This window comes from Bifidobacterium sp. B4111 (assembly GCF_026537235.1).
Lineage (GTDB): Bacteria > Actinomycetota > Actinomycetes > Actinomycetales > Bifidobacteriaceae > Bombiscardovia.
This window is the reverse complement of sequence record NZ_JAFNMO010000002.1, coordinates 131,005-152,486: the sequence shown is the minus strand read 5'-3', so window position 1 is coordinate 152,486 and position 21,482 is coordinate 131,005. Positions and strand designations below refer to the sequence as shown.

General features: G+C 61.9%; 20 protein-coding genes. 8 read left to right on the top strand and 12 right to left on the bottom strand.

The window, feature by feature from the left end; all coding sequences use genetic code 11:
• The first annotated feature begins 17 nt into the window (after positions 1-17).
• Both J3T93_RS04555 and J3T93_RS04550 read left to right on the top strand, forming a co-directional pair.
• Positions 18-899, top strand: a complete 882-nt coding sequence (locus J3T93_RS04555) for a carbohydrate ABC transporter permease (RefSeq protein WP_024627640.1) — start codon at positions 18-20, stop codon at positions 897-899.
• Positions 900-1,003: 104 nt separating this feature from the next.
• Positions 1,004-2,122: a glycoside hydrolase family 172 protein gene (locus tag J3T93_RS04550; RefSeq protein WP_267430702.1), complete on the top strand. Its 1,119-nt coding sequence runs from the start codon at positions 1,004-1,006 to the stop codon at positions 2,120-2,122.
• Positions 2,123-2,145: 23 nt separating this feature from the next.
• Here J3T93_RS04550 and J3T93_RS04545 read toward each other — a convergent pair whose 3' ends face one another.
• A complete protein-coding gene (locus tag J3T93_RS04545) occupies positions 2,146-3,156 on the bottom strand; it encodes a LacI family DNA-binding transcriptional regulator (RefSeq protein WP_267430701.1) in 1,011 nt (336 codons plus the stop codon).
• A gap of 4 nt (positions 3,157-3,160) precedes the next feature.
• Entirely contained in the window at positions 3,161-4,738 is a 1,578-nt protein-coding gene (cysS, locus tag J3T93_RS04540; protein WP_267430700.1) for a cysteine--tRNA ligase, read from the bottom strand.
• A gap of 91 nt (positions 4,739-4,829) precedes the next feature.
• Between cysS and J3T93_RS04535 the strand changes: the two genes are divergently transcribed.
• Positions 4,830-5,555 (top strand): type 1 glutamine amidotransferase, encoded by a 726-nt coding sequence (locus J3T93_RS04535; protein WP_220236863.1) that lies wholly within the window; start codon positions 4,830-4,832, stop codon positions 5,553-5,555.
• Between the two features lie 2 nt (positions 5,556-5,557).
• On the opposite strand, the gene J3T93_RS04530 is transcribed toward J3T93_RS04535, so the two are convergent.
• The 8 genes from J3T93_RS04530 to coaD form a co-directional block, all read right to left on the bottom strand.
• A complete protein-coding gene (locus tag J3T93_RS04530) occupies positions 5,558-7,504 on the bottom strand; it encodes an ABC-F family ATP-binding cassette domain-containing protein (protein ID WP_267430699.1) in 1,947 nt (648 codons plus the stop codon).
• Between the two features lie 43 nt (positions 7,505-7,547).
• Positions 7,548-8,102: an acetolactate synthase small subunit gene (gene ilvN, locus J3T93_RS04525; protein ID WP_267430698.1), complete on the bottom strand. Its 555-nt coding sequence runs from the start codon at positions 8,100-8,102 to the stop codon at positions 7,548-7,550.
• A 14-nt stretch (positions 8,103-8,116) separates the two neighbouring features.
• Positions 8,117-10,057 carry an acetolactate synthase large subunit gene (locus J3T93_RS04520; RefSeq protein ID WP_267430696.1) on the bottom strand — a complete coding sequence of 647 codons (1,941 nt, stop codon included), beginning with the start codon at positions 10,055-10,057 and terminating at the stop codon, positions 8,117-8,119.
• 217 nt (positions 10,058-10,274) lie between these two features.
• A complete protein-coding gene (rnc, locus tag J3T93_RS04515; protein WP_267430965.1) occupies positions 10,275-11,036 on the bottom strand; it encodes a ribonuclease III in 762 nt (253 codons plus the stop codon).
• A 142-nt stretch (positions 11,037-11,178) separates the two neighbouring features.
• Entirely contained in the window at positions 11,179-11,373 is a 195-nt protein-coding gene (gene rpmF / locus J3T93_RS04510; protein ID WP_220236867.1) for a 50S ribosomal protein L32, read from the bottom strand.
• Between the two features lie 64 nt (positions 11,374-11,437).
• Positions 11,438-12,058, bottom strand: a complete 621-nt coding sequence (locus J3T93_RS04505) for a YceD family protein (protein WP_267430694.1) — start codon at positions 12,056-12,058, stop codon at positions 11,438-11,440.
• Between the two features lie 2 nt (positions 12,059-12,060).
• Positions 12,061-12,747: a cell division protein gene (locus J3T93_RS04500; protein ID WP_267430692.1), complete on the bottom strand. Its 687-nt coding sequence runs from the start codon at positions 12,745-12,747 to the stop codon at positions 12,061-12,063.
• Positions 12,744-13,253, bottom strand: coding sequence for a pantetheine-phosphate adenylyltransferase (gene coaD / locus J3T93_RS04495; RefSeq protein WP_267400600.1), 510 nt, complete (start codon positions 13,251-13,253; stop codon positions 12,744-12,746). Before coaD ends, J3T93_RS04500 begins: the two co-directional genes overlap by 4 nt.
• 62 nt (positions 13,254-13,315) lie before the next feature.
• Here coaD and J3T93_RS04490 point away from each other — a divergent pair, with 62 nt between their 5' ends.
• Positions 13,316-13,627, top strand: a complete 312-nt coding sequence (locus J3T93_RS04490) for a DUF3039 domain-containing protein (RefSeq protein WP_024627652.1) — start codon at positions 13,316-13,318, stop codon at positions 13,625-13,627.
• Between the two features lie 25 nt (positions 13,628-13,652).
• On the opposite strand, the gene J3T93_RS04485 is transcribed toward J3T93_RS04490, so the two are convergent.
• On the bottom strand, positions 13,653-14,672 hold the full coding sequence (locus J3T93_RS04485) for an aldo/keto reductase (protein ID WP_267430691.1): 1,020 nt from the start codon (positions 14,670-14,672) through the stop codon (positions 13,653-13,655).
• Positions 14,672-16,018, bottom strand: a complete 1,347-nt coding sequence (locus J3T93_RS04480) for a nicotinate phosphoribosyltransferase (protein WP_267400602.1) — start codon at positions 16,016-16,018, stop codon at positions 14,672-14,674. Before J3T93_RS04480 ends, J3T93_RS04485 begins: the two co-directional genes overlap by 1 nt.
• Positions 16,019-16,120: 102 nt before the next feature.
• On the opposite strand from J3T93_RS04480, the gene J3T93_RS04475 reads away from it, so the two are divergent.
• The 4 genes from J3T93_RS04475 (at position 16,121) to J3T93_RS04460 (ending at position 21,404) form a co-directional block, all read left to right on the top strand.
• Positions 16,121-16,759 carry a Pr6Pr family membrane protein gene (locus J3T93_RS04475; protein WP_220236873.1) on the top strand — a complete coding sequence of 213 codons (639 nt, stop codon included), beginning with the start codon at positions 16,121-16,123 and terminating at the stop codon, positions 16,757-16,759.
• Positions 16,760-16,825: 66 nt separating this feature from the next.
• Positions 16,826-17,590 (top strand): ribonuclease PH, encoded by a 765-nt coding sequence (gene rph / locus J3T93_RS04470; RefSeq protein WP_267430690.1) that lies wholly within the window; start codon positions 16,826-16,828, stop codon positions 17,588-17,590.
• 35 nt (positions 17,591-17,625) lie between these two features.
• Entirely contained in the window at positions 17,626-18,312 is a 687-nt protein-coding gene (gene rdgB / locus J3T93_RS04465) for an RdgB/HAM1 family non-canonical purine NTP pyrophosphatase (protein WP_267430689.1), read from the top strand.
• A gap of 248 nt (positions 18,313-18,560) precedes the next feature.
• Entirely contained in the window at positions 18,561-21,404 is a 2,844-nt protein-coding gene (locus J3T93_RS04460; protein WP_267430688.1) for a hypothetical protein, read from the top strand.
• The last annotated feature ends 78 nt before the right edge of the window (positions 21,405-21,482 follow it).

The window sequence follows — 21,482 nt, the reverse complement described above, 5'->3', positions numbered from 1 at the left end:
AGGCCAGGAAGCACATCATGAATAATCAAGCCACACTGCAAGCTGACGCCCGGGTGTCCTCCCGGCACGCCCATAAAATCCGCACCTGGGGGGACTGGGCCGGTCTGATCCTGCTGATCGCGGGAGCCGTAATCATGCTCTTCCCCCTGCTGATCCTGGTTCTGAACGCCTTCAAGACCACGGCTGACTACAACGCCACAGGCCCCCTGTCCGTGCCTGCCCACTTCAGCATGGACGGCATCATCTCCTTCTGGAACAAGAGCAATTTCCCGCTCAAGCTGGGCAACTCCCTGTTGATTTCCTTGGTGGTCGCCGTTGTCGGGGTCCTGCTTTCGGTCCTCAACTCCTTCGCCTTGGGCATCGGCAGGGTCAAGGGCAACACGGTCATCCTCCTGTTCATCATGCTGGCCAATATGGTCCCCCAGGAGGCTCTGCTCTACCCGCTCTACGTCATGTTCAAGTGGATGGGCTTCTATAACTCTCAGTGGTCCATCATCATCATCTTCACCATCATCCAGAGCGCCTACGGCACCTACCTGCTCTCATCGGTCTACGGGACCTTCCCCCAGGCCATCCTGGAAGCGGCCACCGTCGACGGAGCCTCGCGCTGGCAGATTCTGCGCAAGATCGTGCTGCCGGTGTCCTGGTCGACCATCAGCGTCCTCTTCGTCTTCTTCTTCATCTGGACCTGGAACGAGTACATGATCCCCATGGCCTTCCTGATGAGCGAGAAGACGCAGACCATTCCGCTGGCCTTGGCGACCATGCAGGGGCAGCATACCATGGCTGCCACAGACCTGGCCTCCGCCTCCCTGCTCAGCATCATCCCCACCATCATCTTCTTCATCTTCTTCCAGAGGAAGCTCTCGCAGGGGATAGTAGCGGGCGCTGTCAAGTAATCGCCGCTGCACAAGTACACTGAACATGGCCGCCCGCTGCAAGAAGGCGGAGGAGGGGTGCGGGCGGCCCGATATGAAAGGCAACCACAACCATGGGTATGACCATGCCGAACATCACCAACGGTCTTGAGGCGCTGACCCGCCCATCCACAGACCGCACCCGCTGCATCAACGCCGAGAACCCTCGGGGAGGCAAAGGCAGTGCAGCCATGACGGCCAGCAATCTCGGTCCATCCAGAAAGGGGACCCCTTGCCTCAAGAACATTCCTCCTGGGCAGGACATGGTCCTGGCCGACCTGTCCGGCGCGGGCGAGATCCGCCATATCTGGATGACCGTGATCGATGCCACCTCGCCCACCGGGCCTAACGTCCTGCGCAATCTGATCCTGGAATGCTACTGGGATGGCGAACAGACACCCTCCGTCTGCGTGCCTCTGGGCGACTTCTTCTGCTGCGGTCACGCCCAGGCCTGCAGGGTGGAGTCTGTGCCTGTGGCCGTATACCCGCGCCGGGGTTTCAACTGCTACTGGCCCATGCCCTTCCACGACGGGGCTCGGATCGTCCTGCGCAACCGGCACAACGAGCCCATTGAGGCCTTTTTCTACCAGATTGACTATGTGGAGAAGGACGAGCTGCCCGAGGGGGTCATGACCTTCCATGCCCAGTGGCGCCGTCAGCGGGTCACCGAACTGGGCCAGGACTACGTGATCCTGGATGGGGTGCATGGCCGGGGCTCCTATGTGGGCACCTATCTGGCTCTGACCGCTCTGGAGAGCCGCTGGTGGGGCGAAGGCGAGGTCAAGGTCTATCTGGACGGGGACAAGGACTATCCCACCTGGTGCTCCACGGGCAGCGAGGACTACTTCGGCGGTGCCTGGAGCTTTGCCGGGCAGGACCCGGATGGTCGCATGCACGAGGTCACCTACAGCGGGGCCTATATGGGATTTCCTTTCCACTCCAGGCAGTTGGACAACCGTGAATCCCAGTACTGGGATGCAGACACCCCGGTGACCAGGGGGTTCTACCGTTGGCACATTCCCGACCCCATCATTTTCAACAGCGACATCAGGGTGACCCTGCAACAGATAGGCGTGGATGAGCAGGGCTACTTCGAGCGTCAGGACGACCTGGCCAGCGTGGCCTATTGGTATCAGCAGGAGCCCCACCAGCCCTTTCCGCACAATGTGCTGGAGACGGGTGAGCGGGACCGTCGTCCCCGCTGAGCAGCTCTGGGGAACTCCTGCTTCTACCGGCTGATGGAGGCGCGGTCGATCAGCCTGGGGCGTTCCAGTTGGACTCGACCGGCCAGGGAAGCCCCCTCCTCCACAGCTTGGGTCAGCAGATCTGCAGCCTTGACACATAGTGAGCGGGGGGTAAGTGGCATCTCAGATATGCCCTGAAGCTCAAGAGTAGGGCTGACCTTGCCTGCGGCGCAGGACAGAACGGCCACGTCATCGGGAATGCTCACGCCGTCCGAGCGCATGCGGACCACCACGGTGTCCAGCAGGGAGGGGCGAATCTGTCCGATCAGGCCATCAATGCGGCCGTGATGGATGATGTCCAGCACCTGCTGGGTGTAGGCCAAATCGCTGCCGGTAGGTCCCGGCTGAAGTTGCAGATCCATTCCCAGGCGGCGGGCCCAGGTCTTGAGACTGCGTAGGAGGATGAGACGGAAACCGGACCCGCGCTGGTATTCGCCTTCGAGATCCTCCAAAAAGAGCAGGCGTTTGCGTCCCGCTCGGGCCATGGCTTCCACCGCCATGCGGCCCATCAGATCAAAATCCAAATCCACACAGGCGCAGGCTGTGTGCTGCCGAGGCACTCCCAGGGCCACGCAGGGGCGTCCGTATGAGGCGGCCTGGGCGGCGCGGATGTCATCGTCCACCAGATCCATCAGGACCACCCCGTCGGCCAGATTGCTACGGGTGACCCGCCGAATATCTTCGACGCCGTTTTCAGCGGTCAGCAGCAGGGAATCATAGCCGAGAGCATGCTCGCAGCTGGCCATCTCGATGAAGTAATCCGCGTAGGAGGCCCGGTTCTGCCCGGGGCGCAGGGGGGCGCTGAGGGCGACGATCTGATTGCGCTTGGCCCGCAGCATCCGGGCGCCGGCATCCGCGGCGTAGTCCAGTTCGTCGGCGGCCTGCATGATCCGCTGGTAGGTTTCCGGAGAGACGGGACGTTTGCCGGAGAAGGCATAGGATACTGTGCTGACCGAGACCCCGGCCCTTCTGGCGACGTCGCGTATGTCGGACATGGGTTCAGCGGCTCAGGTCCCAAGTGCTGCCAGCTGGTGTGTCCGCCACGGCCACGCCGGCCGCTGTCAGCTGGCTCCGGATGGCATCGGCACGGGCGAAGTCATGATCCTTTCGCGCCTGTTCGCGCTCCTGCAACTGCTGGCCTACCAAGGCATCCAGGGTGTTCATGGCCCGATTGTCACGGTCGGCTGCAGCCTTGGCCCAGTGGGGGTCGAGTGGATCAAGTCCGAAGACGTCCAGCATGGCTCTGACCTGAAGCAGGGCATTGGCCAGCCACTTCCGGTCCAGCGTTTCAGAATTGGCATCCATCGCCGCGTTGGCTTGACGGATCAGTGCATAGAGGGCAGCCAGACCGCCTGAAACGTTGATGTCGTCATTCATAGCCTGCACAAAGTCCTCTGGCAGATCATCCGCGCTCAGTCCCGCCACGCGGGCACGCTCCGGCTGCGCTCCTAGGATCCGCCCGGCCCGGTCCACGAAGTTACGGATGCGCTCGTAGGCGCTTTCGGCCTCCTGCAGGGACTGGTCGGACCATTCCAGCATGGACCGGTACTGCACCGAGACCAAGGCGTAGCGCACCACCCAGGCTGGACGCTGCGACAGCACCTGGTCTACTGACAGCCCGTTGCCCAGGGACTTGCTCATCTTCTCGCCCTTCTGTGTCACCCAGGCCGTGTGCATCCATCGATGGGCGAACCCCCAGCCTGCCGCGTGCGACTGGGCCATCTCGTTCTCGTGATGGGGGAAGCGCAGGTCCAGGCCGCCTCCGTGGATGTCGAAATCCGCACCCAGATAGCGGTGGCTCATGGCCGAGCACTCCAGATGCCAGCCCGGCCGACCTGTGCCGAAGGGGGTTTGCCAGCGAGCCGTGGGCGGATCGGTGGGCTTGGGCGCCTTCCAAAGTGCGAAGTCGCGGGGGTCGCGCTTGCCGGGTTCCTCATCGGTGTCGGCATTCTGACCATTGGTGTCGATGCTGGGCCCCAGTCGGTCGTTGGCGGCGGCCTGCTCGTCAGCGGGCTGGGTACCGGTCTGCTGGTGGGTCAGGGCACCATATTCAGGCCAAGAGGCCACGTCGAAGTAGACGTTGCCTGATGGGCGGCCGTGCTCGTCGGGCACCACATAGGCGTGGCCACGGTCGATGATGCGCTGAATCAGATCGATCATCTGGGGGATATGCCCGGTGGCCCTGGGCTCGTATGTGGGCGGCAGGACTCCCATGGTCTCGTAGGCATGAGTGAATTCGCGCTCGTAGATGTAAGCCCGCTCCCACCAGCGCTGGCCGTTGGCCGCTGCCTTGGTCAGGATTTTGTCGTCGATGTCAGTCACGTTCCGGATCAGGGTCACCCGGTACCCCAATTTGAGCAGCCAGCGGCGGATTATGTCGAAGGCCAGCGTGGTCCTGATATGGCCAATGTGGGGTGAGCTCTGCACCGTGGCCCCGCACACGTAGATGCCGACCTTGCCCGGTTCAATGGGTCTGAAGGGAGTCACCTGGTGATCAGCCGTGTCATACAGACGCAGACCAGCTGCGGCCAGGCTGACTGAAGCCTTGGAATCATGCGGTTGCGAACTCGTATCCATATCCTTGAGCCTACCAAGGCTTGCTGACTGTCCAAGGGGAAATGCCGAGCCTGTGAACCCGGTCCGACGGCATGTGTGCAAGAATGGAATCATGGCGAAACCTAGGGTGCTGGTGCTCCAGCATGTGGATTGGGAAAAGCCGGGTTGCATTCTCGACAATCTTCAGGAGTGCGGGCTGGACACCGAGATCACCAATATCGTGGACGAGAAAAAGCCCGAGCTGCCGCGCTCGCGTGAGTTGGCAGGACTGGTTATCATGGGCGGGCCCATGTCGGCTGACGATTATGAGCATCACCCCGGACTCAAGGCGGAGACCAAGCTTGCCAAGGCGGCGATGGCTGCCAACAAGCCCATTCTGGGGATTTGCCTGGGTCATCAGATTCTGGCGCGGGCCCTGGGAAGCACCCTGATGAGGAACCAGGATCCGGAATACGGTATGGGCCCGATCCGCTGGGTGGGGCAGGACGACGACGTGGCCATGTGGAGCAAGAACACTGATGTGCTGCACTGGCATGCCGACCAGGTCACCCTGCCGCCGGGTGCCAAGCTCCTGGCCCGCTCCCAGGCAACCAAGGTTCAGGCTTTTCGGCTCGGATCAGCCTTGGGCCTGCAATTCCATCTGGAGGTGACGGCGCCCATCTTCGAGGAGTGGATGCAGGTGCCGAGCATGGTCGGCACGATGAAGAAGTCCAAGATCGCTAAAATGCGTGACGATTTTATGAAAGGGTTGCCACAGATGCAACCCTTGGCCGACGCAATCTTCTCTGCCTTTGCGGCCAAGTGCTCGACCCAGGCCGCTCAGCTGGCTGCCGCCTGAGGCTACTCCAGCTCTTCCCCGATGGTCAGCCACTCCTCCTCAAGCTGGTCCGACTGCCCGGTCAGATCCTTGAGTTTGCTGTTGAGTTCGTTGAGGCCCTGGTAGTCGCCGGGGTCGTGTTCAGCCATCTGCCGTTCAAGGTCCTTGCGCCGATCGGCCAGCTTGGCCAGCTTGCGTTCGATGGCAGAAACCTGCTTGCTCAGATTTCGTCTGGCGACACGTTCGGCCTTGGCCTGATCGGGATACTCGGCCTCCTTGGCCGATGTCCGGCCCGGTGCATCCGCAGCTTCCCGATCGGCCGACTCAACCATATCCAGGTAGTCCTGGACGCCGCCGGGCAGGTGAACCACCTTGCCGTTGATCAGCGCAAACTGCTGGTCGGTCACTCGCTCCAGCAGGTAGCGGTCGTGGGAGACCACGATCAGGGTGCCCGGCCATGAGTCCAGCATGTCTTCCATGACGGCCAGCATGTCGGTATCCAGATCGTTGCCAGGCTCGTCCATGACCAGCACGTTGGGCTCGTCCAGCAGGATGAGCAGGAGCTGCATGCGGCGCTTCTGCCCGCCAGACAGGTCGCCGATCCTGGTCATCAGCTGGGAGCTTTCAAAGCCCAAGCGCTCCATCAATTGGCTGGGCGACACCTCCTTGCCCTCCACCAGATAGGTGGGCTTGTAGCGGCTGAGGACCTCCTTGATCCGATAGCGGTCCAGTTTCTCCAGTTCGTCCAGACGTTGGGTCAGCACTGCAAAGCGGACAGTCTTGCCTACCTTGACGTGCCCTGCCGTGGGAGCCACGCTGCCGTCAATCAGACCCAGCAGAGTGGACTTGCCGGCTCCGTTGGCGCCTACGATGCCGAACCGGTCGCCGGGGCCGATCAGCCAGGTCACGTCGTCCAGGACCTTGTGACCGCTGATGGTGAGGGTGTCGGCCGCTGCGGTGCCCGGGCGGTCCTTGCCGGGATCGGCGGCCACGGTCACTGATCCCATCAGAGGGCGCTGGGCATGAGGGGAGGGGACCCTGTCATCCTCGCCTCCTTCGATATCGGAGTCGGCCTCTGGATAGATCTTGGTCACGTCGACCAGGTCCACCACCTGTTTGCCCAAGCGGGAGGTGGCCATCCGCTTGAGTTCCAGGCTGTTGCGCATGGGCGGCACGTCGGCAATCAGCTCCCGGGCGGCCTTGACGTGGAACTTCTGCTTGGTCGAACGGGCCCGGGCGCCCCGGGTCAGCCAGGCCAGTTCCTTGCGGGCCAGGTTGCGGCGCTTGGTCTCGGCCAGATCAGCCCGGCGTTCGCGTTCCACCCGTTGAAGCATGTAGGCGCTGTAGCCGCCCTCGAAGGGGTCGATGGTTCCGTCGTGCACCTCCCACATGGAGGTGCAGACCTCGTCCAGGAACCAGCGGTCGTGGGTGACCAGCAGGAGGGCTCCGGAATTCTTGGCCCAGCGGTTCTTCAGATGCTCGGCCAGCCAGTGGATGGTGAGCAGGTCCAGATGGTTGGTCGGCTCATCCAGGGCCAGGATGTCCCAATCCCGAAGCAGCAGTCGGGCCAAGTCCACCCTGCGGCGCTGACCGCCGGACAATGTGCCTACCTTGGCTTCCAGCTCCATGCCGCCCAGAAGGGATTCGACGATTTCGCGCGATCTGGGATCGGCAGCCCACTCGTAGTCTTGCCGATCCTCCAAGGCCGCCCTGCGGACCGTGTCCTCGTCCTTCAGGGGATCGCGCTGGTCCAGCATGCCGAAGGTGAGACCATTGCGCATGGTCACCCGTCCCTGATCGGGTTCCTGGGTGCCCTTCAGAAGGTGCAGCAGGGTGGACTTCCCGTCGCCGTTTCGGCCCACGATGCCGATCCGGTCCCCCTCGAAGATGCCCTGGGTCACATCTGTGAAGATGGTTTTTGTGGCAAAGGACAGGGCGACGTGTTCCAGACCGAGATCATAGATGGGCATGATTCACCAATCTACTGCCTGCCTTGGATGGGAGCCCTGAGGATCAGCGGTCGGTGATCTGTGAGCCCAGCACCCTCTCGCTCAGCGCCCGAGGGCCTCGCGTGAGGGCTACAGCGCCCGATCGGACCAGCTCGATGATGCCGAAGGGCCGCAGCAGACGCAGCAGGGCCTCCAGTTTGCCTTCGGCCCCAGTGGCCTCGATGGTCAGTGACTCGGGGTGCACGTCGACAACACGCACGCGGAAGAGTTTGACGATCTCCAGCACATCGGAGCGGTTGCGTTCGTTGGCTTTGACCTTGATCATGACCAGCTCGCGCTCCACGGCCTCGTCGCCCTTGAGCTCGACGATCTTGAGCACGTGCAGCAGCTTGTTGAGTTGTTTGATGATCTGCTCCAGGGGGACGGCCTCCACGTCTGCAGTGACCGTGATCCGAGAGATGTCGTCCCGCTCGGTGGACGAGACGGACAGGGAGTTGATGTTGAAGGCGCGCCGGGCGAACAGGCCGGCCACCCTGGCCAGGACGCCGGGGCGGTTCTCGACCAGGACGGAAAGGGTGTGCCGCTCGGAGCCGGGCTTGGATGCTGGATAATTGGCCATGTGGTACCCCTTTCCTACTTGTTCATGCGACCGGCGGCATCGTTGGCCATGGCTGCCCGGTCGGCTCCGGTCTGCTGGTGCGGCTCGGGCTGCTCCTGTTCCGGACGGATGCCGGCCAGGGGCTGCACGCCCGGCTTGTAGATGATGGTGTCGTTGGAGGCGCCTGCCGGGACCATGGGCCATACCATGGCATCCTTCCAGACGCGAAAGTCGATCAGGACCGGCCGGTCGGTCACTGCGTTGGCCTTATCAATGGCTTCCAGGGCCTGCTCCTGGGTAAAGGCCCGCAGTCCCAGGCAGCCATAGGCCTCGGCCAGCTTGACGAAGTCGGGGATGCCGTTGCCGTCTGTGGGCTTGTCGCCGCCGTCCTCCAAGTCGGTCTGGGAGTAGTGGCTGCCATAAAAGAGGGTCTGCCACTGACGGACCATGCCGTAGACCGAGTTGTTGAGTATGGCGATGCGGATGGGCAGTCCCGCCTGCTGAGCTGTGGCCAGCTCCTCGGAGGTCATCTGGAAGGAGCCGTCCCCGTCAACCAGCCAGACAGGCCGTGGATCCTCCTGTTCCCTGGTACCAATGGCTGTGCCGATGGCGGCGGGCAGACCGTAGCCCATGGTCCCCAGTCCGCAGGAGGAGACCCAGGAGCGGGTGCGTTCGAAGTCGATGAACTGGCTGGCCCACATCTGGTGTTGACCTACACCGGATACCCAGATGGTATTCGGATCGGCCTTGTTGCTCAGGGTCTGGACCACCCACTGGGGAGCCAGCGTGCCGTCCGGGCTGGGCTCAAAGGTGGTGGGATAGTCGTGCCGCCAGCCGTCGATCAGCCGCCACCAGGGCTTGAGGTCGGGCTTGCCCCAAGTGCGCTGGGCCGCTTTGAGCGCCGGAATCAGGTCGTCCAGCACCTGGCCCACGTCCCCGACGATGGGTACGTCTGCCTGCCGGTTCTTCCCGATTTCGGCCGGGTCGATGTCGATGTGGATGACCCTGGCCACTGGGGCGAAGTCCTCCAGGCTGCCGGTCACCCGGTCGTCGAAGCGTGTGCCCACGGCCACCAGCAGGTCGGAGTGTTGGATGGCTCCGTTGGCGGCCACTGTGCCGTGCATGCCGGGCATTCCCAGTACTGCAGGATCGGAGTCAGGTACGATGCCTCGCGCAGGCAGGGTGGTGACCATGGGGGCACCGGTAGCTCGCACGAGTTCCTGGACCTGCCGGCGAGCGTCTGATCGGACTGCGCCGCCGCCCACATAGAGGACAGGCCTGTGAGACTGGACCAGGAGCCGGGCGGCATCATCCAGGACGTGACCGTGTGCTCGCGTGACCGGGTTATAGCCAGGCAGGATCATCTCCTGGGGCCAGGAGTAGAGCATTTTGCCGTTTTGGGCCGTCTTGCTCAGGTCCACCACTACCGGGCCGGGCCTTCCCGAGCGGGCGATGTGGTAGGCCTCGGTCATGACCCGGGGAATGTCCTGGGCCTTGGTCACCAGATAGGAGTGTTTGGCCACCGGGTAGGTGATGCCCACGATGTCAGCCTCCTGGAAGGCGTCGGTGCCGATGGAGTCCACACCCACCTGGCCGGTCACCACTACCAGGGGAACCGAGTCCATCATGGCATCGGCTATGGGGGTGACCATGTTGGTGGCCCCGGGTCCGGAGGTCACCAGGCAGACCCCGACCTTGCCTGTGGAGACGGCGTAGCCCTCGGCTGCGTGGCCGGCTGCCTGCTCGTGGCGGGTTAGTGTGAAGTTGAAGCGCACCTGCTCGTCAATGGCGTCGTAGGCGGGCAGAATAGCGCCTCCAGGAACGCCGAAGACCTGGGTGACCCCCAAATCCTCCAGGGACCGAATCAGCGCCTGGGCTCCCGTCATGGGCTCGCCTTGGGCGGGAACATCCTTGTCGTCGGGGCCCCAGTTCCTGGGTACCGAACTGAATGCTTGCAGAGGTGTCGGCAGACTCATGTTTCCTCTCGACCTCCAGACTGCGCGCCGACCTGCGGCCGTGCATGTCGAAATATGAACCTGTCGGAGCTTCGGCGGTGTGGGCGGACGAATCCCGATCAGGAGGAGGCGCCTATGCCGTTCGTGACGGCATGCCTCCACGTTATCCCCATAGTCTAAACAGGGGTCTGGTCGGGGCGTTGGCGCAGTACCGCATGCCGGAATTTCGGATGGATCCTCAGGAGGGTTGCTCGGCGCGCAGGGTCGCAAGCAGATCCCGGTCGTCCAGCCGCTTCCACCCCTGGGCGGCAGCAGCCAGCTGGGCCTTCCGCTTGCTGCTGGCCTGGCCCTTGCCGATCACGGTCCCGCCGTCCTCCAGGCGCAGCTCGGCGGTGAAAACCTGGGCGTACTCCGGTCCGGAGACCGCCATGGCGTACCGCGGTTCGCCCAAGCCCAGCTTGTGGGCCTTGACGGTGATCGAGGTCTTCCAATCCAGAGCCGGCCCTTCGGTGGCTACCTCGGCCAAGGTGTCGTCAAGAAGGGTATGGACGGTGGTCCTGGCCCCCTCGATGCCGTGCTCCACAAAGACCGATCCGATCAACGATTCGACGGTGTCGCAGAGTATGGAGTCCTTGTCGGCCCCGCCGTTTTCGCTCTCGCCCCTGCCCAGAAGAATATACTGCCCAAGGTGCAGCTTCTCCCGGGCGATGGCCGACAGGGCCTCCTCGGAGACCGCCTTGGCCCGCATCTTGGCCAGCTGGCCCTCGGTCATGTCCGGGTGAACCTTGTATAGGGTCTCCGTGGCTACCAGTTCCAGAACCGCGTCGCCCAAGAACTCCAACCGTTCATTGTTGGGCATGCCCGGGTGCTCATGGGCGAAGGAACGATGGGTCAGGGCGTGCACCAGCAGCTCCGGGCTGATCCTGCCGCCCAGGGCCTGGAAGAGCTCCTCAGCAGCCTGGTTGCCGGAATCCTCTTGCTCCTGTTCCTCCTGCTGCATGTGGTCTTCCTGATCCTTCCTGGAGCGCCCTGTCTGCATGGCCCCTTCTCGCTTTCTCGGACTTGCCGTCTGATGATATGGAAAAACCCCGCCACCCGTCGATGGCCGGGGTTCTCTCATTGCGTGCCGATCGTCGATTGGCTCACTTGCTGAACTGCGGACGAATGGCGTCGCGGTAGACGCGCCCGCGGTACATGCCGCAGCTGGGGCATGCCATGTGCGGCAGCGCAGGAGCTCCGCAATTGGGGCAGGTCACCGTAGCGGCGGCCTGGGTCTTCCAGTTGGCGCGCCGTGAATGGGTGTTGGCGCGCGAAGTCTTGTATTTTGGCAGTGCCATATTGTCCTCTGTTTCGATCGAATACTTCGAGCTTAAGCGTAGAGCAGTCTATCGCAACCTCCGGTCATTCGCCAGCTTGGCCGTCGCTGCCGGGGTTCTCCTCCTGCTCAAGACGCTGCTTCAGCCCCTCCAGGGCCGCCCAGCGGTCGTCCATCATCTGGTGGTGGTGGTCAGGGTGGTCATTAAGATCCATGCCACACTGGGGGCACAGGCCTCGGCAGTCAGGTCGGCATAGGGGCTGCAGGGGCAGGGCCTCCACCAGGGCGTCACGCAGCAGGGCTTCCAGATCCATAAAGGCGCCCGCGCCGGCCAGGGGATAGGTCTGGCCGCTGGCCTCCTCCTGTTCGGCCAGGATCTCCTCCTTGCCATGGGTCGGCTCCGGTTCGGGTTCCTTGTAAGGGTAGAAGACCACCGGATCGTCCTGGATGCTGGTGTCCACAGGCCTCAGGCAGCGAGTGCATTCGGTCTTCAGCGGTACGCTGATGTGGGCCTGCAACAAGAGTCCATCCACCAAGGAGTCGATGTCACCCTCCACATGCACGGGTGTTCCTGCCGGTATACCCACTACCTGGTCGCCGATGCCCTCCGGGGCTGGAAAATCGCGGTTCACTCGGGTGCCCTGCCCTGCCCGCGTCGACACCTGGGCCACTGAAACCGCCCAGGGGGAATCCTCCGGTCTGCTCATCCCTACGTCTCCTTTCCCCGGTCCGAGACCGACGCGTTCATGCTACGCGCTGCCTCCTGCTCACGCTGGTGGAGAACCTCCAGGCCGGCACGCACATCCTGACTCATCTTGCCCAGCTGGGTGTCGAGCTCGCCCATGACCTGGGCGGCATACCCATCGGCCCCCTGGACCAGACGGTCTGCCTGGGCCTGGGCCGTGTCGATGATGGTCTGGGCCTTCTGCCGGGCTATGGCCACCACATTCTCCTGACCAGCCAGGAAGCGGGCCTGCTCGCCAGCCTCCTTGACGATGTCTGCAGCTCGACTCTGGGCGTCGGATACGGTGGCGTTGGCCTGGGTCTGTGCCGTGTTCAGCCGGCGTTCCGCCTCCCTCATGAGCGCCGAGGCCCGCTCCAGCTGCACTGGCAGCATCTTCTTGAGCTCGTTGAGATCGTCGGCCAGCTCGTCTCGGTCTACCTTGACCAGTCCCGGACTGAAAATGGGGGCCTTGGCCTCATCCAGCACGGCCTGGATCCGATCGATGATGTCATAGACGGTGGTGAATTCCGATCGGGGGTTCCCGCTCTCGCTTCGATCCTCCTGCAGGTCGGGCAGGTCCTTCATGTCGACTGCGGACCTGGGAGCGCTCGCTCTGGTCGAGTCGTCGATAGGCTCCTTATCGTCCCTCTCCTGGGTCTGCTCGTTCATCATTGGCTCTTTTCCGTGTGCGGTGTGTCCCTGTGCAAGGTGTCTATCAATGCATCCACGACGCTGTCAGGGACCATGCCGGTGATGTCCCCTCCATGTCTGGCCACGTCCTTGACGATGGTGCTGGAGATGTGCTCCCTTACCGGATCTGCTGGCAGGAAGAGCGTTTCCACCCCGGACAGCTTGCGATTGACCAGGGCCATGCCCAGCTCGGCCTCATAGTCCCCGTTCTGTCTCAGTCCCTTGACGATGACCGAGGCCCCCACCTTCCGGCAGTAGTCGGTGATCAGGCCATCGGTAGAGGCTACGGTGATGTTCGGGTATCCGTCCTCGTCCAGGGCCCGGCGGATCATGGCCACCCGCTTCTGTTCGCTAAACATGGGGGTCTTGGCGGCATTGACGGCCACGACCACGTGGACCGTCTCGAAGAAGCAGGCGCAACGTTCGATCACATCCATGTGGCCGGAGGTGACCGGATCATATGAGCCAGGGCATACAGCGATAGTCATGATTCTCAGCGTAGCGCGTCATAGGGAGCGAACGTGTAGCTCGCCGCCGTACCATGGATATCATGACTGCAAGCAAGAGCATTCGCATGGAGGATCCGGAGCGGGAGCAGAACCCCGACCAGGGCACTGGTACGGCCGTTCTGGACCGTCCGGACACCGAGACCGCCGAAAAGACCCGCCTGAACGACCAGGGCGATGCCGACCGGTTCGCCCACTACGTCTCCCGTGAGCGCATCGCCGAGTCCAAGCTGACCGGCCGGCCTGTCGTGGCCCTCTGCGGCAAGGTCTGGGTGCCCAAGCACGACCCCTCCCAGTACCCGGTCTGTCCGGACTGCAAGCGCATTTATGAACAGATGACCGGCGGCAGCCACTGAAGGCTACTGAGCGGCACAGGCTGCTTCAGGACTGCCTGTCCAAGGCGATCCGGTCGATGAGGTCTAGCTCCTCCTGGCTGAAGTCGGCGGATTCGACAGCCTTGAGATTGTCCATGATCTGCTCGGGCTTGGAGGCGCCGATGAGCACCGAGGTGACAGCCGGGTCCCTGAGCAGCCAGGCTAGAGCCATCTCTGCCAGACTCTGGCCGCGTTGACGGGCCAGGCCGTTCAGGTTCTGGATCTGCTTCAGCCGCTGAGGGGTCAGGGCGGACTCCTTGAGGAAGCGGCCGTCGGCCCGAATACGGCTGTCCTCGGGAATCCCCTGCAGGTAGCGGTCGGTCAGCAGCCCCTGGGCCAGCGGGCTGAAGGCGATCAGTCCCTTCTTCTCGTTCATTGTCGTCTGTTTGAGGCCGTTGCCTTCGATGGTCCTGTCCAAGATGGAATAGCGGTTTTGGTTGATGATGAAGGGGACGTGCATCTCGGTCAGGATGGCCGAGGCCCGTGCCATGGTCGGCCCGTCGTAGTTGGACAGTCCAAGGTAGAGGGCCTTGCCGCTGGTGACCGCCTGAGCCAGGGCGCCCATGGTCTCTTCTAGGGGCGTGTCCGGGTCGGGGCGGTGGTGGTAGAAGATGTCCACATAGTCAAGTCCCAGCCGTTTCAGGCTCTGGTCCAGCCCGGACAGCAGATGCTTGCGTGAGCCGAGGTCCCCGTAAGGGCCAGGCCACATTTCATAACCGGCCTTGGTGGAGATGACCAGCTCCTGGCGATGGTGGCTGAAGCATTTCTGCAGGATGATTCCCATGTTGCGCTCGGCGGCGCCCGGTCCAGGCCCGTAATTGTCAGCCAGGTCGAAGTGGGTGATGCCGTGGTCGAAGGCCGTCGTGCATAGTCCCTGCATACGGTCCAGGGGCGTGGTGTCGCCGAAGTTGTGCCAGCAGCCCAGGCAAATGGGCGGCAATTTCAGACCGCTGTCTCCGCAGCGCCGGTAGGTTGTGGAATCATATCGGCTTGAGTCGGGCTGATGGTTTTCGGATTGCGCGCCCATCAGATGCTCCTGACCAGAGTGGGCAGGACAGGCTCGCCCTTCATCAGGCTCAGGGCGTTGATGGGCAGCTCCTCAAGGGCCTTGGCCCGGTGCTCACGGGCGTCCAGGACGGCTTGCCCCCCATGGTGCCCTGGCATGCTCTGGCCATGGTCCACGTAGGTGACCAGCAGATCTCGCCAGTCCTGATCAGGCGTATAGGCCGACAAAGCCTGTTCGGCGCCCGAGATGACGTGCTCAGCGTCGGCCACCCCGTTGTGGTAGGAGCGGTAGGCCAGCTTGCGCCCCGGCACCGAGGCCTTGCCCACCGACTTCTTGGCCACGGCCTGCATGACTCCGTCGGAGTTCTCGCGCTCGGTCAGCTTGTAGACCATGGCGCAGGTGGGGGCCCCCGAACCGGTGACCAGCATGGTGCCCACCCCGTAGGAGTCCACTGGAGCGTTCTGCAGGGAGGCGATGGCGTACTCGTCCAGATCGTTGGTGACGGTGATGGTGGCCTTGGTGGCTCCCAGGGAGTCCAGCTGGGCGCGGACCTGCTGGGCCAGCGAGCCCAGGTCTCCAGAGTCGATGCGGACCCCGCCCAGCTCTGGTCCGGCCACCTCGACGGCTGTCCTGACGGCCTCCTCGATGGAGTAGGTGTCGGTCAGCAGGGTGGTTCCCTTGCCCAGGGCCTGAATCTGCCCTTGGAAGGCCTCGCGTTCATTGTCATGAAGGAGGGTGAATGAGTGGGCTGCGGTTCCGATGGCCTTAAAGCCATATCGCTTGGCCGCCAGCAGGTTTGATGTCCCCTGGAATCCGCCGACTATGGCCGCTCTGGCCGCTGCCACGGCTGCATATTCGTTGGCACGGCGCGCGCCCATATCCATGCAGGGCCGGCCCTTGGCTGCGGTGACCATGCGGGAGGCCGCCGAGGCCACAGCCGAGTCGTAGTTGAGTATGGACAGGATCAGCGTCTCCAGGAGGGTGCACTCGCCGAAACTGCCTTCGACCTGCAGAATAGGGGAGTCGGGGAAGAATATCTCGCCCTCCCGATAGCCGCGGATGGTTCCGGTGAAGCGGAAGTGCTCCAGCCAGTCGATGGTGGTCTGGCTGACGATGCGACGGTCGGACAGGAAGCGAAGTTCATCCTCGCTGGGGTGGAAATCCGCCAGCGCGTCCAGAATCCGCCCAGTGCCTGCCACCACTCCGTAGCGGCGCCCTGCCGGCAGGTGTCTGGTATAGACCTCGAAGACGGATTGGCGTCCGGCCGTACCATCCTGCAAGGCTGCATCCAGCATGGTGTATTCGTACATATCGGTCATCAGAGCCGTAGAGGTACCGGTGCCCTTGCTATTGTTTTCAGCGTTCATATTTTCCCCTTTGTGGGTGAAAAAGCACTTGGTTGGCACCCAGTCTAATCCTCCGGCCACCTGGCTCGCCCTGCCCTCCCAAGGTGGGCTATGCTGGTCCGCATGAGATTCGTCGTGGGCATCTACCGATTGCTGATCGCCTTTTTCTGCCTGGGCGGCACCTACGAGGCCTGGCTGCTGGGGATCGGCAACAAGTGGGTCTACTTTACCTTCCAGACCAATATCGCCCTAGGTCTGGTCATGCTCTGGGCCGGAGCGGCCACCCTGCTCAAGGGCGTCCAGCCTCCCGCCTGGCTTAAAGGCTGCCTGACGCTCTACATCGTTATCACCGGGCTGGTGGCCATCCTGGTTCTGGGGCTGAACAGCACGGACTACAAGCTGGTCCTGGGCATCCGGACCACATGGATGATTCACGTCATCAGCCCCATCCTGGCATCGGTGGACTTCCTCTTGTTCGACCCTCATCGTCGTTTCCATTGGCACAATGTGCTGACTTGGCTGATCTATTTCCCCTTCTATGTGGCTTTTGTGCTGATCAGGGCCGCCATCTGGCCTCATTCGGGACCGCAGCCGGGCGGTAATCCCTACCCCTATGCCTTCTTGGACCTCGGACACTTGGGATGGGCCCAGCTGTTGGTCAACCTGGCTGAGTACCTGGTCGTTTTCTTCGCCCTGTCGCTGGTCATCTTCCTGATTGATCGCATCCTGCCGGCCAAGACACCGCTGACCATTGATCGGTAGATGGCTGACGGAATAATAGGGACCAGACCAGGGGAGCCTGGGCGGAACAGGAAAGGATCATCACTGATGGTTGCTATCAAGGACATGCTCCAGGAAGGTGCCGTGTTGCGGCCTGACGGCAGGGCGGCTGATGAATTGCGACCGGTCGTCATCACCCGGCATTGGACGGATGCCCCCGAGGGATCGGTGCTGATTGAGTGCGGCAAGACCCGGGTCATGTGCACGGCCTCCTTCACGCCGACGCTGCCCCGTTGGCGCAAGGACTCCGGACTGGGCTGGGTCACGGCCGAGTACGCCATGCTTCCCAGAGCCACCAGCGACAGGACTGCACGGGAATCGGTCCGCGGAAAGGTCGGTGGACGCACCCAGGAGATCAGCCGGCTGATAGGGCGTTGTCTGCGCGGCGTAGTGGACATGAAGGCCTTGGGCGAAAACCAGATCCAGCTTGACTGCGACGTGCTCCAGGCCGACGGCGGCACCCGTACGGCCTCCGTCACCGGCGCCTACGTGGCCATGGTCGATGCCCTCCGATGGGCCCAGGACCATCATCACATCCGCAGCGCCGACAAGGTGACCAAGGATTGCGTCTCGGCCGTCTCGGTGGGCATCATCGATGGTAACCCCATGCTTGATCTTCCTTATCTGGAGGACAGCCGGGCCATGACCGATATGAACGTGTCGATGACCGGCTCCGGCGATTTCATAGAGATACAGGGAACGGCGGAGCATCGTCCCTTCTGCCGTCAGGAGCTCGGCCTCTTGCTGGACCTGGCATCCAAGGGGAACAAGGAGCTTCAGGCCGCTCAGCACAAGGCTCTGGCATCTGACTGACGCTTAGGGCAGGTATTTCAGCGAGGAGAATCTGTATGGGGCAGGCCAGAAAAGTGGTTGTGGCCACGCACAACGAGGGCAAAATGCGTGAGCTTCGTAGTATACTCAACGGTTTCCTGCCCCATGAGGGGCAGAGGATCGAGCTGGTTTCGGCCGGCCAGTTGGGCCTGCCCGATCCGGTAGAGACCGGCACCACTTTTCAGCAGAATGCTCTCATCAAGGCTAGGCAGGCCGCTCGGGAATCCGGTCTGCCCGCGCTGGCGGACGACTCGGGGCTGGTCGTTGATGTGATGGGCGCTGCCCCGGGAATCCTTTCGGCAAGGTGGAGCGGCCGCCACGGCGACGACCAAGCCAACTTGGAGCTCTTGCTGAACCAGCTGAACGACATTCCTGACGGTCACAGGGGAGGGCGGTTTGTCTGCGCTGCCGCCCTAGTCGTTCCTGATGTGCCAGGGTACGCCGTCCGTGGGTCTCAGGTGACCAGGACTGGCGAGATGCCCGGAAGCATCATCCGCCAGGCACGAGGGGAAAACGGGTTTGGCTACGATCCGATCTTCGTGCCCCGTGACCAGCCTCGGCGCGCCAGCGACCAGGAGCCTCTGACCTCGGCGGAAATGACCTCGGATGAAAAGAACGCCATTTCGCACAGGGGCAAGGCCTTGGCGGCCATCATGCCGATTCTCGTCAGCTGGGTGCTGGGCGACGGCCGCGTTAGAGGCTGATAAATCCTTATAGATTCCATACGGTGAACGGTCGCGAAGCATCGATGATCATGCCCTGAATGCCGGTTGTGCTTGAAGCTGGTAAAGAAAACGCGAAGGTGCGATTCTTTTATCTCTGTGATAGAGTCGGCGGTATTAAGGGAAAGACTAAGAGCAAAGTTGATCTGTTCTAGCACATGACTTTATCGGGATTTGGGGGTTTCGTATTGAAGCAATTGCAAGAACGGAACAATAGGGGATCACTGCAAGTGAACCGTTCGATTATCGCTGTTCTGGTGACCCTTCTGGCGGTGCTGGCCATGGTTGTTCCGCTTGGGCTGAGCGCCTTGTCGGCCGGTCAGGCGAATGCCGTAGACGGGCAGGACGGGACGGCCAGCAGGAAGCCGCTGCTTTACAGGATGCTGGCTTACAACCAAAGGATTGATTCCTACATGGATGAGGTGCGCATGGACTTCATCCTGCGCGTGAAGCACAACGAGTTCGACCCTTCCTGCGCCAATGCTACCGGCGGCATGGACACCACGGGCTCCTGTAATCTATCTTTCATTTATCAGTATTATGACGGCGGTTACAATCCGGACATTTACCGGCGAGTAAAGTATCTGAACACCATAGCTTCAAAATCATCCACTGATCCGGCCTGGACTGGAGCCTATAAGTGGGCCCAGAATGAACAACATTTCTTCACTGTCCATAAGATCATAAACTCCGGTCTATACGACTATTTGACCATTTCCATCGAGGGCGATTTGAACATTCCGGATGGTGGCGGCGGCCCGTCAGACTATAAAACAGGCGGTGTCGACCAGTCTTTGAACGTATTTGCAGTCGTTGGTCAGCAGATAGGAGCTTTGGGTTGCGGTACTGGTACCACTGATACCTGGTCCTGGTCCTCTAATACCGATGCTGATCAATGTGGCACTTTTTATCCTGATATTAATATTAAGGCGCCGGATCGAACATCCAATATCACCGCGCCTTTAACGGCTGAGGGCAGGGGCTTCAAGAAGTACATGAAAGACTGCCTGGGCAGTGGCGCTAATCTTCAGTGCAGCGGGCCGTGGTCTTGGGTAGGCTGGGATTACCATCCAAGTCTTTACGGAGGTCATCAGGCTAATTGGGGCATGGTGACTGATTATGGTTTTCCTGCTTATAACGGCATTAATGGCACTGCTCCGGGAACAGCCCCGTCCCGGTCTTTCTTCACATACTGGCTGAATGTTCGCGGCGGCTCTGATGTATGTTCGCAGACGAATTCGTATTATTACCAGTGGGTGGCTTTGAAGGATGGCGAGTGGGTGCCTGTTGATGAGCTGACTCCTGAGCCGGTTCTGGTGACGGGCCAGCAGCCGTCTCCCAATACGCTCACTGATTCGAGCGGGGCGACGTCCTCGGTCGATTCGTATTCGGCTTTTAATTTGCCTAAGCAGCGGAATAATCCGAATGAGTTGTTCGCGACTGATAGGGATGGCAATCCTATGCCTGCGCAGAAGGCTGATGGGGGGATTGATTTCAGGGAGGCTAAGGAGAAGCAGGGTCTTGATGGTTATTTCAAGATGGTCACGTGGCCTGTGACCACGAACCGGGATGGGAGCGCTTGCACGGTCAGTCCTGAAGTGTACAACCCCATGAGCAAAGGTCTTGTGGGGATAGATGACAACATGTCCGCTTCGACGAAGGACAGGAACCTGACTGCGGGGCAGACCATCAATACGGCTTTTTACAAGTATGATGTGGCCCGTCCTAAGGATCCGACGATCACGAAGATCGAGAATGATGCGGGCAGTCCTTTGGATGCTTCGGGGAGCGTGTATACCAGCAGGCTTGCTCCGGTGGTCAGTGGTGAGTGCACGCCTTCCAGGGATGAGGCGCATCCCAACATGGTTGTTCTTTATGGGGAGGATCCTGCCAATCCCATCGGCGGCGGGCAGGGCCGGAATGATGACGCCTTGGCCAGAAGCGCGGACACGTGGGGGTTCAGGCTGGGCGAGGCCGAGTGCAGGGTCGATGCTGGCAGCAGGCAGGGGGGCTCCTGGCAGGTACAGGACGACAATAAGCAGTATCCGGCGCCGGATCCCAACAAGTATAGCGGGTACCGGCGGTATCATGCCTGGGTGGTTGAATCCACCTCCGGGTTCGGTTTGACTTCTTTCTTCTCGAATGTCGGCACGGCTTATTTCGTGTCCGGGGAGAATGCTCCGGATGCGGGCAAGCTCGCGGTCGCTGTGCCTCATACGGTGAACGGGAGTCTGCGTGCAGGTTCGGTCGTCGAGTTCAGGGGTGAGGCGTCGCCTGTGTATACGGCCTGGTCTTCGGGGGGGCTGGGGATGGCTGGTTCGAAGATGGCTGTTTCGATGAAGCAGGGGGCCGCTTCGGGCTGGACTCCTCTGGTGACCGCCCCGGCCGATACCTTCCAGAGGGATGCGGCGGTCGGCACTGCTTCTTCTGTCTCGGATCCAGCGTCGGGTTCTGTGCTCAAGGTCGTCAAGACGGCGGCTTCCGCCTGGTCCTGGACGCTGAGCATCCCTGCTGGCAGGTTCACCGGCTACAACGGCAGCGACGAGACGCAGACGTACGCCTTCCAGGTTGAGATGATCAACCCGATGAACGTCAGCTCGGAGCCGGCTTCGATCGAGCGGAAGGTGGACATGACTCCTACCACGCTGACCGTTGATCGCCATGACGTCTTCCAGGTGGCGGGCAGGGCCTATAAGTATGTGGACGGGGATGCGAAGGTTCCTGAAACCAAGGGGACCGTGGTGCGTATAACCTGGCCCGGCAATAGCAGTACGGATGTCGTTGTGGGTGACCAGGGCTTGTGGCAGGCGGTTCCGCCTGAGGGCGTCAACAAGGGCGAGTTCACTGCGCAGGTGCTTTCCGATGATGCTGAGGGCGCTGACGCCCAGGGAAGGTTCCAAGGAGGAAACCAGTCAGCTGCGGTGTCGCAGACGCTGGAGTTCCGTCCTTCCAACTCGGCTTTGCCGTTGACGGGCGGGTGGCCCCTGGCCGTGTTCAGGATCTTGCTGCTGATGGCGCTTGGCCTGGTCGGCTTCGTGGCCTGCCTGAGGAACAAGCAGGAAAACCGCCGCTGACCTAGGACGCATCAGCCAGGGCCCGTCCCCGCCTCCATGGAACCAGGAGGCGGGGACGGGCCCTGTTCTTAATACCTG